This is a genomic window from Nocardia sp. NPDC059180 (genome assembly GCF_042754945.1).
Classification (GTDB): domain Bacteria; phylum Actinomycetota; class Actinomycetes; order Mycobacteriales; family Mycobacteriaceae; genus Nocardia.
Genome location: NZ_JBHZBU010000003.1, coordinates 476557 through 492368, shown reverse-complemented (window position 1 = coordinate 492368; position 15812 = coordinate 476557). Strand labels below are relative to the sequence as shown.

Here is a 15812-nt window from a genome sequence, read left to right as displayed (position 1 = left end):
GGGTCTTCGCCTGCCGGGTGGGCGTCGCTTAGATTGAGGTGGTGACACACGAGACCTCGGTCGGCTCCGCCACCACGACCCGGACCGCCGACTGGCAGCCCGATATCCTCGGCGCCGACTACGAGCAGCGCACCCTCGACTTCGGACCGGATCCCGACGGCGAAGGCGAGGCGGTGGCCACGCTGGTGCGCCACGTCCCCACCGGCACGGCGACCACCGAGAGCGCGGTGCTCTACGTCCACGGTTTCACCGACTACTTCTTCCAGGAGCATCTGGCCGAGCATTTCGCCGCCCGCGGCCACCGCTTCTACGCCCTCGACCTTCGTAAATGCGGTCGTTCGCTGCGTGAGGGGCAGACACCGCACTACGTCAGCGATCTGGCGCTCTACGACGACGAGCTGAACGAGGCGCTGCGCATCGTCCGCGCCGAATCCGGCAACGACGTGCTGCTGGTCGCGCATTCCACGGGTGGTCTGGTGCTGCCGCTGTGGCTGGACCGGTTGAACCGGGCCGGCGGCACCGCGGCCGCTGGCATCACCGGACTGGTGCTCAACAGCCCCTGGTTCGATCTGCAGGGCCCGTCCTACTACCGCACCGTCGGCACCCCGCTCATCCACGCGCTCGGCCGTTTCCGGTCCAGGGACGAGCTGCCGCTGGCCAAGACCGACGCCTACGGCGCGAGCCTGCATCACACCGCGTCCGGCGAATGGGATTACAACCTGGACTGGAAACCGCTGCAGGGTTTCCCGGTGCGCTTCGGCTGGCTGCGCGCGATCCGGCGCGGGCATGCGCAGTTGCACGCCGGTCTCGATATCGGGGTGCCGTCGCTGCTGTTGCGTTCGCGGCTGACGAAGTTCGCCCGCAAATACGGCCCCGCCGTCGACGTGGCGGACGCGGTGCTCGACGTCAGGCAGATCCAGCGCTGGGCGGGCTGCCTGGGTGATCGCACCTCGATCGTGCCGATCGATGGCGCGCGCCACGACGTGTTCCTGTCCTCGCCGCAGCCGCTGGCCGAGGCGTTCGCGGAACTGGATGCCTGGCTGGACTGGCTGGTGAGCTACCGCCGCAGCCTGGCCGCCTCACCAGAGGCTGGTGCGTAGCACGATCTCGGTGGCCAATTCGTGGTCGGCCTCGAGCGCGACATTGTCGACATCGACGCCGACCACCCGGAACTCCCCATAGACGTAGCGGCCGGAGGTATCGGCCACCGAGCGCGGCAGCGCCTTGGTGACCAGCACCGTGGTCGGCAGCTCCACGGCCCGGCAGTCCGGGTCGAGCACCGCGCCCTCGGCATCCGGTACTGCGGGATGGCCGCGGTCGGCGACGACCAAGCTGATGAAGCGCCCGAATCCGGTGGCGCACACCTGCCAGGCGACGCTCGCTCCGGCACCGCGGCCCGCCACGTTCACCCAGGGCACCCCGAGCTCGTCCAGGATGGCGTAGACGCCGGTGGTGTCGAGTCGATCGATCGTCTCCACCGCGATGGTGCGCAGATCGGAATTGTGCAGCCGCGCGCACACCCGATCGAAGACGTCGGGCGGGTCCCCCGCATCGGGTAGCAGCAATACGCTGTGCTGAGTTTCCGGGCCGTCGACCCGTACCGTCCATTCCCGGTCGCCGACCGCAATCCGCCGAGACTTCATGCCGAAGGACGCTACACCGCGGGCGCGAACAGTAGGGACTTGTCAGCCGAAACCGCTGGTCTGGGCTGATTTCGGGCATGAGCGCGGCATGCCGATCGCAGTCGGGAGGCGGGCGGCCTCAGCGGTGCTCGGCGATACACACCCACCGTGCGTCCGCGCACTTGCGTATATCAACCAGTGGTGCCGACCGCGTCGATCCTGGCGGCCGTGACCATCGGCAGACCCGCCGGTGCTCCGGTGGCGATCAAGGCTTCGAGTGCGTCCACGTCGAGGTGGTTCTCGACGAGGTCGGCGAGCAGATCGAGTTGGGCGAGGCGAACGGCTGCGACCGAGGTGCCGGACGCGGCGCGGAATCCGGTGCGCCCCGCCGCCGCAGCTACCTCGGTGAGCCAGGCCCGGCGGAACTCGTCGGCTTCCATCAGTCCATGCACATGGGTACCCCAGACCGGCCCTCGCCTGCTGCCCTCCGGTACGCCCGGCTCGGGGTCACCGTCGCGGGCGCTCGGCCCGGTACCGGAACCGAATCCTGCGCCAGTGGCGCGGGCCTCCGGCGCCGCTGAGCCTTCCGGCGCAGCAACGCCATGGTGAGCGGGCAACGGGCCGTTGACACCTTCGGGCGACGCGGCGGCGTGGCTTGGACGGTCCTCGGGCATGAGGCGAAGCCAGTGCCGGTCGCCGGTGCGCCGCACTCGGCCGTGATGGATTTCGTACCCGTGCAACGCGATCCCTGCCCCGTCGGCGCCGACGACGCGCCGCAAGACCTTGGGTTCGGCGAATTCGACGTCGAGGTCGAGCAGGCCGAGACCGGCGACGGATCCCGCCGCCGATTCCACCTCGTCGGCAATGTGGGCGCCCAGCATCTGATACCCCCCGCAGATCCCCAGGATCGGCCCGCCCGCCGCCGCGCGGGCGATCAGCGCATCGGCCAATCCGGTGCGCCGCAACCAGCCCAGGTCGTCGACGGTTGCTTTACTGCCGGGCAGCACCACCAGATCGGCGCCGGTCAGTCGCGACGGCTCGGTCACCCAGCGCACCGAGACGCCGGGTTCGCAGGCCAGCGCCTCCACGTCGGTGGAGTTGGAGATGCGGGGCAGCCGGATGGCGGCGACGGTCAGCCATTCGGTGCCCACCGGCGGAAGCGGGCGCCCGACCGGAGCATCGGCGACGGTTCCGAGAGAATCCTCGGCGTCGATCCACAGCTCGTCGCTGTAGGGGATGACGCCGAGTGTCGGGCGGCCGGTGAGAGCGTCGAGCTGATCGAGTCCAGGGCGCAGCAGTTCGACATCACCGCGGAATTTGTTGATCACGAATCCGGAGATCAGTTGCTGGTCTTCCGGTTCCAGGATGGCCAGGGTGCCGAACAGATGGGCCAGCACCCCACCGCGATCGATATCGCCGACGACAAGCACGGGAAGCCCGGCCGCGCGAGCCAGGCCCATATTCGCCAGATCGGTGGCGCGCAGATTGATCTCGGCGGGTGATCCGGCGCCTTCACAGATCACCACATCGAAATCGGTGCGCAGCGCGGCGAGTTCGTCGGCGACGACCCCGCGCAGCCATTGCCGATGCCGGAAATAGTCGCCCGCCCCCACGGTATCGACGGCCCGTCCGCGCACCACGAGCTGGGAGCGCCGATCGCTGCCCGGTTTGAGCAGCACCGGATTGAACCGCACGCTGGGCTCGAGCCCGCAAGCCCGCGCCTGCAAGGCTTGTGCACGCCCGATCTCCCCGCCGTCGAGGGTGACGACCGAGTTGTTCGACATGTTCTGCGCTTTGAACGGCGCCACCCGCACACCACGCCGGGCCAGCATCCGGCAGATCCCGGCCACCAGGACGCTCTTGCCCGCATCCGAGGTCGTGCCTGCGACCAGCAGCGCGCCGTTCATGCCCGGCCCGCAGAAGATCCGCGGACCCTGCCCTGAGCAGCAATGGCAGGGAGACCGCGTCGATGCTGCTCACGAGCGAGGCGCGTGACTCGGCCGGCAGAGCGCAACCCGCGCGCCGCGGGCCGGGTGCCGACCGCCGTGTTCACGGCAGCGTCAGGATTTCCGCGCCGGTGTCGGTGACGACCAGGGTGTGCTCGAACTGGGCCGTCCACTTGCGGTCCTTGGTGACCACGGTCCAGCCGTCGTCCCAGATCTCGTAATCGATACCGCCGAGGTTGATCATCGGCTCGATGGTGAAGGTCATGCCCGGCTCGATCACCGAATCCACCGACGGCTGGTCGTAATGCAGGATCACCAAGCCGCTGTGGAAGGTCGGGCCGACACCGTGACCGGTGAAATCGCGGACGACGCCGTAGCCGAACCGGTTGGCGTAGGACTCGATGACGCGCCCGATGACATTGAGCGCGCGTCCGGGCCGCACCGCCTTGATGGCGCGCATGGTGGCTTCTTCGGTGCGCTCGACCAGCAACCGCACCTCCTCGTCGACATCACCGGCGAGGTAGGTTTTGTTGGTGTCGCCGTGGACGCCGTCGATGTAGGCGGTGACGTCGATATTGACGATGTCACCGTCTTCGATGACGGTCGAATCCGGGATGCCGTGGCAGATGACCTCGTTCAGCGAGGTGCAGCACGACTTCGGGAACCCCTTGTAGCCCAGCGTCGACGGGTAGGCGCCGTGGTCGCACAGATATTCGTGCGCGATCCGGTCCAGCTCATCGGTGGTCACACCGGGCGCGACAGCCTTGCCCGCTTCCGCGAGCGCCTGTGCCGCGATCCGCCCCGCGACGCGCATCTTCTCGATCGTCTCCGGCGTCTGAACCCAGGGCTCGTGCCCCTCGTCGACGGTCTTCTTCCACGCGTATTCCGGGCGCTCGATGGCGCGCGGAACCTCCCGGATCGGCGATTGCGTACCGGGAACAAGGGGCTGACGGGTGCGCACGGACATGGGGTCCACCCTAGCGGCCCACCCCGTCGGCGGGCCTGCCACCACCGGTGTCCGCGCTCGTCGTCACGCCCACGCGCCGGCTCTGCGCCCGCGCGATCACCGGTACCGACCGCACAACCCGCGAGGCAGCGCGCGGCGGCCGTCATCCTGCTCGGGTGGCCAGCTGAGGATCGAGCGTTCCTCGGCGATCAGGGCGAGCAGCTCGGCTCCGGCGAGCACCGGATCCTCGCCGCATCCGGTGCGCGACTGCTGTGCCGCGAGCGCCTCACACAGCCCATCGGTGCCCATCCGCACCACGGCGGCGGGAAACATCTTCCGCACCGCCGCGACCATCCCGAATCCGCCGCAGCGCCCGGGGATTCCCGCCCAAACGACCGTCCCGGCCGGGCCTCCGATCCGCCCGGCGCAGGCGATACCGACCGCGGTGATCTCGTCGTCACCGGCGACATCGAGCAACAGATCACGGCACGACCACCACACCGCCGTGGCGGGCAGCCGTTTGTACCGGATCGCGTGGGTGCCGCTGGAGCGCACCCGGCCCGCCGTGAGGACCTCCGAACCGATCGCCAACGCCAGTACTGTCATCGATCGACCTCCATCGCACGCTCGGCCGCCGGGCCACGGCGGGTGATCACCGATGTCGGCATGGTCATCCGATCAGGTGGGCACACAGGAAGGCACGCGCCGCACCGACCGCCCGATCGAACTGTTCGCCGTACACCGAGAAGTGTCCGCCGGGAACGAGTTCCAGCTGTTTGGGCTCGAGCGCCTCGTGATAGCTGGTCAGGGCGATGTCGGTCGGGGTGAGCGTGTCGTGATCGGCGACGATCATCAGCAAGGGGGTCGGCGACACCCGTCGCACGAACGCTTCCGGCGCATAGGACTGGAATTTGTCGACACTGGACAGAGTGACCTCGTTGCGCCAGGTGGCGACCTGCGGACCGTTCTCCATCAGCCACTGGTAGACCTCGAGGCCCGGCATGGCGACCATGTCGGTGGGGTCGTCGGAGGCTGCCTTGATCATCTGATGCGGTTTGCCTGCCGCGACGGCGAGCCGATCTGCGGCGATGGCCTCATGCATGGTCGACATCATGGTCGGCGGAACCAGTCGACTGAAGGTGGACCAGCCGTCGGTCAGCGGCACCTGGGAAACGACGGCGCGTACCCGCCGGTCGGTGGCGGCGACGACCAGCACATGCGCGCCGGCGTAGCTGGTACCCCAGATCCCGATCCGATCCGGGTCGATCCCTTCCAAGGTCTGCGCGAAGGTGATGGCATCGCGGTAGCCCGCGATCTGGGCGTTCGGGTCCACCTCGTAACGGGGCGCGCCGTCGGAGGTCCCGAAGCCGGGGTGGTCGTACACCAGACAGGCAAGGCCTGCGGCGCTGAGCACCTCGGCGAATGGCGCCACCCATTCCTTGACCCCGGCGAACCCGTGCGTCATGACCACCAGCGGCGCACCGGTTGGCGCGCTGGTCTCGGGCCGGTACAGCCAGCCGCGTAAGGCCACGCCGTTGCTGAGGAATGACGTATCGACCCGCATACTGCGCCTCCAATTCAATTACATTCCGTAACGTAATTGAGAGTAGAGGGTCAGAAATGTGGCGTCAACCACATCTTCAGCTCAGCGTCCGCGGCGGTATCCGAGCGCGTCCAGCGCGGACCGGACGGTCAGCCGCACCAGCTCGTCATCGATCGGACCCAGCGATGGCATCAGTGCCCGCATCACCATCGGGCCGGTGATCAGATCGCAGATCCATTCCGGATCCGTGCCAGGCTCGATTTCCCCGCGAGCGACCGCACGATCCATGATGGAGGCGGTGGAGTCCCGCCGAGGCGTCAGGAAACGATCTTGGAATCGGCGCGCCGCCTCGGGGTTGCTCGACAGATCGGCCAGCAGCCCCGGCAGCGCCTTGCTCATCACGGGTTCGTTGAACAGTTCCCGCTGGTGTTGCTGAATTGCCAGCATCTCGGCTTCGAGCCCGCCAAGGTCCTGCCCACCCGGCTGCAACCCGAATCGATCGATCAGCACGGCCATCACGAGTTCGGCGCGGTCGGCGTACCGGCGATAAATCGTTGGCCTGCTCGTTTCCGCCTCATCCGCGACCGCCTGCAGCGTGAGGGCACCGTATCCGCGCTCCACGACCAGGCGCGCCGTGGCCTCGAGCAAGGCCGCGTCCACGTCACGGTCGCGCGGGCGGCCCACTCGGGGCGACGTCGTTTCGGGCATGTGCTCACCGTACCGAGCATGTTTCGCCGAGCGAACAACCTCACGCGGGTCGGCACGGCGGGCCCGGACCCGGCGCGAGCCCCCACCCCTGGATCACCTGGTCAACCGCGCCTCGAACGCGATGCGATCACCTCGATACAGCGACCGCACCCGCTCGATAGGCGTACTCGCGTCATCGACACTGCGTCGGTTCAGCAGGATCAGCGGCAGCGCGGTGCTGCATTCCAGCAAGGCGGCCTCACGCGGAGACGCGAGGACGGTTTCGATCCGCTCGGTCGCCGAGGCGAATTCCACGCCTGCGGCACGGATCGCGGCATACAACGAGGTCGTCGGGTCATAGTTGCCGCGCAAACCGGCGAAGCGGTCCAACGGGAGAAAGGTGCTCTCCAGGCCGATGCGTTCGCCGTCGGCGAGCAGCACTCTTTCCAGATGCATGACCTGCGCGCCCGCTTCGATGTCGAGCTCGCGCGCGGTGTCGGCGTCGGCGGGCACATCACGCCAGCCGACCACCAGGCGACCGGGCACCCGGCCGAGGCTCAGCGCGGCCTCGGTATAGGACTGCAAGGCCAGCGGCTGCACCATCTTCGGCCGCGACACCACCGTCCCACGCCCCTGCCTGCGGATACGTCCCTCCACCAGCAGGTCGCGCAACGCCTGCCGCACCGTTTCACGGGCGACCTCGAAGCGGGTCGCGAGTTCGCGTTCGGACGGGACCGGATCACCTTCGCCGAGATCGTCGAGGATCCGCTCGATCTCGGTGCGCACCTGATATGCCTTGCCGACCACCGTGGGCATTGTCTTCGGAAAAGCCATGGGCCACTGGGTATCCGCCCCCACCACATCCGTCGTGTCCATGCCCTCAGCGTACCCGCAATTGGTCTATACCAATTGTTAACCCAGCGTTCGCTCCGTCCACACCCATCGGTCTAGACCAATGTGCACCATGGGCTCATGCGATTGGTCATCATCGGCGGCGGCATCCTCGGCACCGCACACGCCCTGGCCGCGATCGGACGCGGTCACGAGGTCGTGCAGCTGGAGCGTGAGCCCGAAGCCCGCGGCGCCACGGTACGCAATTTCGGCCTGGTCTGGGTATCCGGGCGCTCGGCGCCGGAGTTGGAGCTGACGTTACGGTCGCGGCAACTGTGGGAGGAGATCGGCGGACGGGTCCCCGGCGTCGGATTCCGCCCGGCCGGTTCGCTGACGCTGGTCCGCACACCCGCCGAACTCGCCGTGGCGGAGGCCGCTGCCGCAGGGCCGACCGCCGAGCAGCGTGGCTTCGAACTACTCGAGCCGGAGCAGGTACAGGCACTCGAGCCCGCCCTGCGCGGCAAGTTCCTTGCGGGACTGCATTGTTCGACCGACGCCGCGGTGGAGTCCCGTCAGGCGCTGCCCGCACTGCGCGCCTACATGGCGGGTTCGGGTCGATACACCTTCCACGCGGGCACCGAGGCCAGGGCGGTCGAGAACACCGGCAGCGGCGCGGTCGTACGCGACGACCAGGGCCGCCGGTTCGAGGCCGATCTGGTGCTGGTGTGCGCGGGCGCCGCGCACACCGGCCTCACCCGCGATCTCGTCGGCGAGCTGCCGGTGCGCCGGGTGCGTTTGCAGATGATGCAGACTGCCCCGCTGGGCGAACCGCTCACTACGGCCATCGCCGACGGCGACAGCTTCCGCTACTACCCCGGCTTCGCCGGCCCACAGGTCGAGGCACTCGCACGCGAGCAGTCCCAGACCGCCACTGCCGCCGAGCACAAGATGCAGCTGCTGTGCGTACAACGCCTGCACGGCGGCCTCACCATCGGCGACACCCACGAGTACACCGAACCGTTCCCTTTCGACGTCGACGAGGCACCGTATGAGCACCTCACCGCCGTCACCGAGGAACTGCTCGGCCGCAAGCTGCCGCCGATCGTGCGCCGCTGGGCCGGGGTGTACAGCCAGAGCATCGACCCCGACGCGCTGGTCACCCGCGCCCGTGCCGACGACCACATCTGGGTGGTGACCGGCCCTGGTGGGCGCGGCATGACCCTCGGACCCGCGCTCGGCGAAGAAACCGCCGACCTGCTGAACCTGTGAGGACGACCATGCCCGACACCACCATTCAGCTCGCCGTCCTCGATATGGCCGGCACCACCGTCGCCGACGGCGGACTGGTTTTGCGTGCCTTCGAGGAGGCCGCGACCGCCGCAGGCATCCCCGCCGACGGCCCGCAGCGCGACCACGCGCGTACCTACGTCCTCGACACCATGGGCCAGTCGAAGATCGCCGTTTTCCGCGCCCTGCTCGGCGACGAGGACAAGGCGCAACAAGCCAACCGCGCCTTCGAAACCGCCTACGACGCCCTGATCGACGACTCCGATATCGCCCCCATTCCCGGTGCCGCCGACGCCATTCGGTCGCTGCGCTCGGCCGGGGTCAAGGTCGCGCTCACCACCGGGTTCAGCCGCGGCACCCAGGACCGTCTGCTCAATGCGCTGGGCTGGACCGATATCGCCGATCTGACCCTGGCGCCCTCGGACGCCGGTCGCGGCCGCCCCTACCCCGACCTGGTGCTCACCGCGCTGCTGCACCTCGGGGCCGACGCCGTCGACCGGGTCGCGGTACTCGGCGATACCACCAGCGATATCGCCACCGGTCTCGCCGCGGGTGCCCGGATCGTCGCGGGCACGCTGACCGGCGCCCATGACGCGGACGCATTGCGCGCGGCGGGCGCGACCCACATCGTGCCGTCGGTCAGCGAATTCGCCGACCTCGTCCTGAACTGATTCCCTCCCCCGTCCCTTCGACTCCTCACTCGCTCCCAGAACGAAAGTTGCAGTCACCGTGCGTACTTCGAAGACACCGGGCCGCGGCCTGGCACGCACCCTGTCCAGGACCGCCCTGCTGGTCGCCGCGACAACCGCGGTCGCGTTCACCGCGGCGTGTGGCGGTACCGGCGCAGACGCCACCGGCGGTCGATCGGTCACCGTCTACTCCGCCGACGGAATGGCCGGTTGGTACGACAAGCGTTTCGCCGAGTTCACCGAGCAGACCGGTATCGCGGTGAATCTGGTCGAGGCAGGCTCCGGCGAGGTGGTCAACCGCGTCGATATGGAACAGAACAACCCTCAAGCCGACGTGCTGGTCACCCTGCCGCCGTTCATCCAGAAGGCGAAGAGCGCCGGCTTGCTCGCCGACAGCGGTATCGACACCGGTGCGGTGCCCGCGGGCGATAAGGACCCGGACGGCCAGTACGTCACCCTCGCCGAGAACTACCTGTGCTTCATCGCCAACCCCTCGGTCGACACCGCGGGCCTGACCTGGGACGACCTGCTGAAGCCGGAATTCAAGGGCAAGCTGCAGTATTCGACACCCGGGCAGGCCGGTGACGGCACCGCGGTACTGATCCTGCTGCAGCAGTTGCTCGGCAAGCAGGGCGCACTCGACTACCTGGCGAAGCTGCAGGCCAACAATGTCGGGCCGTCCTCGTCGACCGGCAAGCTGCAAGCCAAGGTCGACAAGGCCGAACTGCTCATCGCCAACGGCGATATCCAGATGAACCTGGCGACCATCGCGGAGAAGGATTCGAAGTTCTCCATCTTCTTCCCGGCATCGGCCGACGGTAAGCGCGCCACGGTCGCGGTTCCGTACGTCATGGGCCTGAGCAAGACCGCACCGCACCAAGCCGAAGCCAAGCAACTGATGGAGTTTCTGCTCTCGACGCCCGCGCAGCAGACCTTGGCGCGGGAGGCGTTCGCGGTCCCTGCGCGCACCGAATTGCGCGAGGTGCCAACAGGTACCGAGCCGTCGCCGAGCACCCTACTGGCAGGCGTCGAGGTGCTGCCGGTCAACTGGAACACGGTGCTGACCGAACTCGACGGCGATATCGCCGCCTACCAGCAGGCCACCGGCAGCTGACCCGCCGCGACAACAGGAGCCGATATGTCCGCCGGTGACGCGCCGACGACCACAGCCACCACCGCCACCCGCTCCGCCGCGACCGAACCCGCGATCGTGTTCGACCGGGTGGGAGTCAGTTACGGCCGCGGCCGCACCGCAACCGTCGCCTTGGCCGACTTCTCGCTACGGGTCGCGGCGGGCGAGACCGTCGCGCTGCTCGGGCCGAGTGGCTCCGGCAAGTCCACCGCGCTCAAAGCCCTGGCCGGTTTCGTCCGGCCCACCTCGGGCTCGGTGCGGTTGGCCGGGCGCGAGGTCACCGGGCTCTCGCCCGCCGAACGCGGCATCGGCGTCGTCGTCCAGTCCTATGCGCTGTTCCCGCATATGACCGTGCACGGCAATGTCGCCTTCGGCCTGAAAGCGCATCGGGTGCCGCGAAGGGAGATCAATGCCCGTGTCGGCGAGGCGCTGCAGATGGTCGGCATGGGTGACTACGCCACGCGGCTGCCGCGTGAGCTGTCCGGCGGCCAGCAGCAACGGGTGGCCATCGCACGCGCGCTGGCCATCCGGCCGCCGGTCCTGCTGCTGGACGAACCACTCGCCGCGCTCGATGCGCAGCTGCGCCAATCCATGCTCGGTGAGCTGCAACAACTTCGGCAGGCATTGCCGGACACGGCCATGCTGTATGTCACCCACGACCAGACCGAGGCGCTCGCGCTGGCCGATCGCATCGCGGTGATGCGCGAGGCACGCCTGGTCGATATCGACACCGCAGCCAACCTGTGGCAGCGGCCGCCGTCGGATTTCACGGCGGCATTCCTCGGTGGCGCGAATCTGGTGCCCTGCACCGTCAACCGGGTGTCCGGCGGCAGTGCGCTGGTCACCGCGGGCACCAGGACGCTACGGGCTCGAGCACCGGAGCCCGGCGTCGGGCGACCGGTATGGGCACCGGATGCCGATGCGCTGCTGTGTATCCGGCCGCACACCGTGCGCATCGGCGCGACCAGCGAACGAGGTGCTCTGCGCGCGACGGTGCTGAGCGCGGTATGGCGCGGCGCCTCCACCAGGGTACGGTTGACCGTCGACGGGCTGCCCGGCGAGCTCACCGCCGACGTTGCGGGGCATGCGGAGACCGCGGTCAATGCAGTGGTCGGGGTGCACCTCCCCGACCCCGCAGGTGTCCTCATCCCGCCCTCTCTCGACCCTGACAACGGGATCCGGCCATGAGTGCGGAGTCCGCACCACAACGCAACTGGCGACCGATTCTCTGGGGACTGCCGCCGGTACTGGTCGTACTCGTCATCGCGGTCTACCCGATCATCCGCGTGCTGACGGAATCGACGGCCACCCCGAATGGGCGTGGCACCGGCACCTGGTCACAAGTCCTCGGTTCGGCTGCCTTCCGGGACGCCTTGTGGCGCACGGTATCTATCGCGGCCTGCTCGACCATCGGATGCCTGATTCTCGGCACCTTCCTGGCAATCGTGCTGGCCTTCGTGCCGTTCCCCGGTGCCACGGTGGTGGGGCGCCTCATCGATACCGTCCTGACGTTGCCGTCGTTCCTGATCACCCTCGCCTTCACCTTCCTGTACGGCACCGCGGGCGCGGTCAATGCGCTGATCAGCCGGATCACCGGAGGCGACGGGCCCGCACTCGACTTCCTCACCACGCCGACCGGCGTCATCCTTGCCGAGATCACCTTCTTCACACCGTTCGTGGTGCGTCCGCTGCTGGCCGCGTTCGCACAGCTGCCGCGCGAGCAACTCGACGTCGCCGCGAGCCTGGGCGCGAGCCCGTGGCGGGTGCTGCGTCAGGTGGTGCTTCCGGAGGCGTGGCCCGCGCTCGCGGCGGGGGGCAGCCTGGTTCTGCTGTTGACGCTCAACGAGTTCGGCATCGTGTTGTTCACCGGCGCGAAAGGGGTGATCACGCTGCCCGCGCTGATCTACACGCGCGGCATCGTCACCTTCGATCTGCCGGGCGCCGCCGTGCTCGCCACCGTCCAGGTCGCATTGTCGCTGACCTTGTATCTCGGCTACCGGCTGATCTTCGCCAAGGTCACCGGCTCGGCCAGGAAGGAGCGCTGACCCATGCTGGTGTGGACCGGACGCGGACGCGCGGTAGTGCTCGCGGTCTTCGCGGTCGTGGTGCTCGTGGTCTTCGCGGCTCCCATCGCCACCGTGGTGGCGGCGGCTTTGGCCGACAGTTGGACCGGGCCCTTTCCGTCGAATCTCGGTACCGCCAACCTCGAAAGATCGCTGTCGGGTGAACAATTGGCCAGTCTGTCGGTCAGCGTGCAGACCGCGCTGTCGGCGGGTGCGGTGTCGCTGGTGCTCGGCACATGGGCGGCACTGGCGGGCCGGGAGGCGCCGCGATGGTGGCGCAAGCTGACCGATGCGGTGTTCCATCTGCCGGTCGCGGTGCCCTCGGTGGCAATCGGCCTCGGGGTGCTGATCGCGTTCAACGAGCAACCGCTACTACTCGGTGGCACCACATGGATTGTCATCGTGGCGCATTCGGTGCTGGTCCTGGCATATGCGTTCAGTGCGGTGTCGGCCGCACTCGAACGCCTCGACCCGGCCTACCGTCAGGCCGCCGAATCGCTGGGCGCGGGCCCGGTCCGGGTGCTGTGCCAGGTCACCCTGCCGCTGCTGTTGCCCGCGCTCGGCGCCGCCGCGGGCCTGGCCATCGCACTGTCCATGGGCGAACTCGGCGCGACCATCATGGTCTATCCGGCGACGTGGAAGACGCTGCCCGTCAGCATCTTCGCCCTCACCGACCGCGGCGAGGTCTTCGACGCCGCAGCGGGCACCACCGTCCTCGTCCTGGTCACCCTGCTCGCACTCATCCTGCTGGGGCGCATCAAGGGCCGCGCCGCGCTCCGCTGACCGACGGTGCCCGTCACCATCCGATGACGGGCACCTGCCGAACGATAGGCGTGATGTCGAGAGGGCTCGACAGAATCGCACCGCCGTGCGGGCGCTACTGCTCCGGAAGACGCCGCCGGCCGCCGGTCACATCGGCGATCAAATCGGTGTATCCGTCGACGAGTTCGGCCAAGTGGTACCAGTGCTTGTGCGTATTGTCGCTGCGGGCGCCGGTGACGTCGATGGCCTGGTTGGCGTTGACCCAGCTGCGCGCCATTCGGTCGATCACCGCGCCGAGGCTCTCGGTGTGCAGTGCGGCGCCGTTGCGATGCTGCGGCACCTCCTGAGTGATCCACTCATTGATGTCGTCGACGAGTTCCACCCTGCGACAGTCGATTTCGGCTACCAAAGCCGTATCACGCAATTGACCGCGACGTTCGTGCAGCTCGACCAGCGCATGCGCCGAGCGCAGCATCTCGCGGTCTTGGAATCGTCGCCCTTGGAAGGCACACAGCAACTGCGGCGCGGTCGGCAGAACCCCCACCGTCGGCGCGCTCATCCCCACACCCCGAACTCACCCGACACCATCACACTTTGTACCAACATGATTGGCTCTCTGTTCGGTTATCCGGATCGGATCGCTTGTTCACAACAAGGCTACGTGGATTTTGCACTTACCGATGCAAGAACACAAGACCTCAGAACGCAATGTTGCGAACTACTTTATGCGTACCGGACGGTACGTGGAATGGCATGCGGGCGCGGGGCAGGGTCGCCGATCCGACCGGCCCTGCCCTGCCCTGCACCCGAAGGGGCTACACCGTCAGAGATTCAACGGAGGTGAGGGCGGGAACACCACCGGCAGCGCCGTCAACGCGCGGTGGAACGGTCCGGGACGCCACACGAGCTGCTCCTTGGGCACCGCGAGCCGCAGTTCCGGGAGAGCGTCCAGCAGCTGATCAATGGCGTCCTGGGCGAGCAGATAGGAGAACGGGCGCGCGTGCGCGGGGCAGGCATGCGGGCCGGAGCTGAAGGCCAGATTCCATCCGTTACCCGCGAATTCGCCCGTGTTGATGTCGGGGTCGTTATTGCACGCGGCCATGCTGATGATCACCGGCTGATTCGCGGGCAGCCAGACCTTTTCGATCAGGATCGGCTGACGCGGATAGGTGATGCAGTAGTTCGCCATCGGCGGGTCGATGGCCAGCATCTCATCGAGTGCGGTCCTGGTCGACAAGGGCAGACTGTGATCGACGCTGGTGAAGCGGGGATCGCTCAGCATCATCACCAGAGTGTTGGCGATGAGGTTCACCGGCGGCTCGACACCGGCGGCGAACAACAGGACGAGCTGTTGCACCATCTCCTCGTCGGACAGACCGGCGTAATGCTGTACCAGCCTCGTGGTGACGTCATCGGCGGGGTGGGAGCGCTTCATAGCGGTGAGCTCGAGCAACGCATTGCCCATCTGCGCGTTGACCGTTTCGGTGTCCACACCGTCGAACATCGCCGCGCTGGCGGCCGCGACCTCCTCACCGATGTCCTGCGGGCACCCGAGTACCTGGCAGAGGACCGAGAAGACCAGCGGCAGGACGTACTGGCTCAATACGTCGGCGGAGCCGTCCTCGCAGAACGTGTTGGTGATCGGGATGGCGGAGTTCTCCACCATCGCTCGCAGCGTGTTCAGGTCGATCCCGGACAAGGCGTCGTTCATCGCACCGCGGTAGCGGTTGTGCTCCGCACCGCTGGTACGCAGCGCGTTGGGTCGGTACTCGACCATCGGCATGATCGGTATATCGGCCGGTGCGGTCTTCTGCCAGGCCCGCGGATCGGCCGGGAAATGCTCGGGGTCGTTGAGAATGCGCACAGCGGTGCGATATTTGGTCACCAGGGTCGCGGGCACTCCCGGCCACATCTCGATCGGTACCAGCGGACCGTAGTCCCGACGCATCTGCCGGTACGCCCCGTGCGGGTCGGCCGCGAATTCCTCGCTGTAGATCGGGATTCGAGGACCTATGCCCTCGATCGGCGAAAATGCGTCGGCGCTGGCACCCTGCGTGGGCTGCGAATGCACGTAGTCTCCTTGACATCGGTTCCGGCAGCATAGCTTTCGAGGCGAGGACCGAGCGAGGCCATCAGGTTGCTATGCCGTTCCCTGCCAACAAGATTCTGTCAGCCAGGTTGGTGCTTCAACCACCCACATCGCCGGGCCTTGTGTACCGTACTCCGACCGGCGGTGTTGCGGCAGGGTGTTATCTCACCTTCGGCTGCCCTCGGCCACAACAGCGCCCAGCGCGCCCCGTCCGA

At 67.8% G+C, this 15812-nt stretch carries 16 protein-coding genes; 7 read left to right on the top strand and 9 right to left on the bottom strand.

Translation table 11 applies throughout. The features are described 5' to 3' along the window. Positions 1-41: 41 nt before the first annotated feature. Positions 42-1100, top strand: coding sequence for an alpha/beta hydrolase (locus ACFXNW_RS12640; protein ID WP_379417774.1), 1059 nt, complete (start codon positions 42-44; stop codon positions 1098-1100). Here the strand turns inward: ACFXNW_RS12640 and ACFXNW_RS12635 are convergent. From ACFXNW_RS12635 to ACFXNW_RS12605, 7 genes are all read right to left on the bottom strand, one after another. After that, the gene (locus tag ACFXNW_RS12635; RefSeq protein ID WP_379417773.1) at positions 1080-1643 is read right to left on the bottom strand and encodes an alpha/beta hydrolase; all 564 of its coding nucleotides are present in this window, start codon (positions 1641-1643) and stop codon (positions 1080-1082) included. The genes ACFXNW_RS12640 and ACFXNW_RS12635 overlap by 21 nt on opposite strands. Positions 1644-1813: 170 nt before the next feature. Beyond that, positions 1814-3529, bottom strand: a complete 1716-nt coding sequence (locus ACFXNW_RS12630) for a cobyric acid synthase (RefSeq protein ID WP_379417772.1) — start codon at positions 3527-3529, stop codon at positions 1814-1816. A gap of 142 nt (positions 3530-3671) precedes the next feature. Next, entirely contained in the window at positions 3672-4535 is an 864-nt protein-coding gene (gene map / locus ACFXNW_RS12625; protein WP_379417771.1) for a type I methionyl aminopeptidase, read from the bottom strand. 96 nt (positions 4536-4631) lie between these two features. After that, the gene (locus tag ACFXNW_RS12620) at positions 4632-5120 is read right to left on the bottom strand and encodes a hypothetical protein (RefSeq protein ID WP_379417770.1); all 489 of its coding nucleotides are present in this window, start codon (positions 5118-5120) and stop codon (positions 4632-4634) included. A gap of 64 nt (positions 5121-5184) precedes the next feature. Beyond that, positions 5185-6078, bottom strand: coding sequence for an alpha/beta hydrolase (locus ACFXNW_RS12615; protein WP_379417769.1), 894 nt, complete (start codon positions 6076-6078; stop codon positions 5185-5187). Positions 6079-6159: 81 nt separating this feature from the next. Next, positions 6160-6765 carry a TetR/AcrR family transcriptional regulator gene (locus ACFXNW_RS12610; protein ID WP_379417768.1) on the bottom strand — a complete coding sequence of 202 codons (606 nt, stop codon included), beginning with the start codon at positions 6763-6765 and terminating at the stop codon, positions 6160-6162. Between the two features lie 93 nt (positions 6766-6858). Next, positions 6859-7560, bottom strand: coding sequence for a GntR family transcriptional regulator (locus tag ACFXNW_RS12605; RefSeq protein ID WP_379418126.1), 702 nt, complete (start codon positions 7558-7560; stop codon positions 6859-6861). Positions 7561-7716: 156 nt separating this feature from the next. On the opposite strand from ACFXNW_RS12605, the gene ACFXNW_RS12600 reads away from it, so the two are divergent. From ACFXNW_RS12600 to ACFXNW_RS12575, 6 genes are read left to right on the top strand one after another with little or no spacing between them, the layout of a single operon-like run. Beyond that, complete coding sequence (locus tag ACFXNW_RS12600; RefSeq protein WP_379417767.1) at positions 7717-8844, top strand: TIGR03364 family FAD-dependent oxidoreductase; 1128 nt, start codon at positions 7717-7719, stop codon at positions 8842-8844. A gap of 8 nt (positions 8845-8852) precedes the next feature. After that, the gene (locus ACFXNW_RS12595) at positions 8853-9533 is read left to right on the top strand and encodes a phosphonatase-like hydrolase (RefSeq protein WP_379417766.1); all 681 of its coding nucleotides are present in this window, start codon (positions 8853-8855) and stop codon (positions 9531-9533) included. A gap of 58 nt (positions 9534-9591) precedes the next feature. Next, positions 9592-10665 carry a 2-aminoethylphosphonate ABC transporter substrate-binding protein gene (locus ACFXNW_RS12590; protein WP_379417765.1) on the top strand — a complete coding sequence of 358 codons (1074 nt, stop codon included), beginning with the start codon at positions 9592-9594 and terminating at the stop codon, positions 10663-10665. Between the two features lie 24 nt (positions 10666-10689). After that, positions 10690-11871, top strand: coding sequence for an ABC transporter ATP-binding protein (locus tag ACFXNW_RS12585; RefSeq protein ID WP_379417764.1), 1182 nt, complete (start codon positions 10690-10692; stop codon positions 11869-11871). Further along, positions 11868-12728: a 2-aminoethylphosphonate ABC transporter permease subunit gene (locus ACFXNW_RS12580; RefSeq protein WP_379417763.1), complete on the top strand. Its 861-nt coding sequence runs from the start codon at positions 11868-11870 to the stop codon at positions 12726-12728. The genes ACFXNW_RS12585 and ACFXNW_RS12580 overlap by 4 nt, the downstream gene beginning before the upstream one ends. Positions 12729-12731: 3 nt before the next feature. Further along, positions 12732-13529: an ABC transporter permease gene (locus ACFXNW_RS12575; protein ID WP_379417762.1), complete on the top strand. Its 798-nt coding sequence runs from the start codon at positions 12732-12734 to the stop codon at positions 13527-13529. 94 nt (positions 13530-13623) lie between these two features. Here the strand turns inward: ACFXNW_RS12575 and ACFXNW_RS12570 are convergent, their stop codons facing one another. Together ACFXNW_RS12570 and ACFXNW_RS12565 are read right to left on the bottom strand one after the other, a co-directional pair. Continuing rightward, entirely contained in the window at positions 13624-13983 is a 360-nt protein-coding gene (locus tag ACFXNW_RS12570) for a DUF4254 domain-containing protein (protein WP_379418125.1), read from the bottom strand. A 348-nt stretch (positions 13984-14331) separates the two neighbouring features. Next, positions 14332-15579: a cytochrome P450 gene (locus tag ACFXNW_RS12565; RefSeq protein ID WP_379417761.1), complete on the bottom strand. Its 1248-nt coding sequence runs from the start codon at positions 15577-15579 to the stop codon at positions 14332-14334. Positions 15580-15812: the final 233 nt, after the last annotated feature.

Coding starts and splice junctions, on each gene's coding strand:
- ACFXNW_RS12635 (WP_379417773.1), bottom strand. CDS start 1,643: ATGAAGTCTCGGCGGATTGCGGTCGGCGACCGGGAATGGACGGTACGG.
- ACFXNW_RS12605 (WP_379418126.1), bottom strand. CDS start 7,560: ATGCCCACGGTGGTCGGCAAGGCATATCAGGTGCGCACCGAGATCGAG.
- ACFXNW_RS12610 (WP_379417768.1), bottom strand. CDS start 6,765: ATGCCCGAAACGACGTCGCCCCGAGTGGGCCGCCCGCGCGACCGTGAC.
- ACFXNW_RS12575 (WP_379417762.1), top strand. CDS start 12,732: ATGCTGGTGTGGACCGGACGCGGACGCGCGGTAGTGCTCGCGGTCTTC.
- ACFXNW_RS12585 (WP_379417764.1), top strand. CDS start 10,690: ATGTCCGCCGGTGACGCGCCGACGACCACAGCCACCACCGCCACCCGC.
- ACFXNW_RS12595 (WP_379417766.1), top strand. CDS start 8,853: ATGCCCGACACCACCATTCAGCTCGCCGTCCTCGATATGGCCGGCACC.
- ACFXNW_RS12600 (WP_379417767.1), top strand. CDS start 7,717: ATGCGATTGGTCATCATCGGCGGCGGCATCCTCGGCACCGCACACGCC.
- ACFXNW_RS12620 (WP_379417770.1), bottom strand. CDS start 5,120: ATGACAGTACTGGCGTTGGCGATCGGTTCGGAGGTCCTCACGGCGGGC.
- ACFXNW_RS12580 (WP_379417763.1), top strand. CDS start 11,868: ATGAGTGCGGAGTCCGCACCACAACGCAACTGGCGACCGATTCTCTGG.
- ACFXNW_RS12630 (WP_379417772.1), bottom strand. CDS start 3,529: ATGAACGGCGCGCTGCTGGTCGCAGGCACGACCTCGGATGCGGGCAAG.
- map (WP_379417771.1), bottom strand. CDS start 4,535: ATGTCCGTGCGCACCCGTCAGCCCCTTGTTCCCGGTACGCAATCGCCG.
- ACFXNW_RS12570 (WP_379418125.1), bottom strand. CDS start 13,983: ATGCTGCGCTCGGCGCATGCGCTGGTCGAGCTGCACGAACGTCGCGGT.
- ACFXNW_RS12615 (WP_379417769.1), bottom strand. CDS start 6,078: ATGCGGGTCGATACGTCATTCCTCAGCAACGGCGTGGCCTTACGCGGC.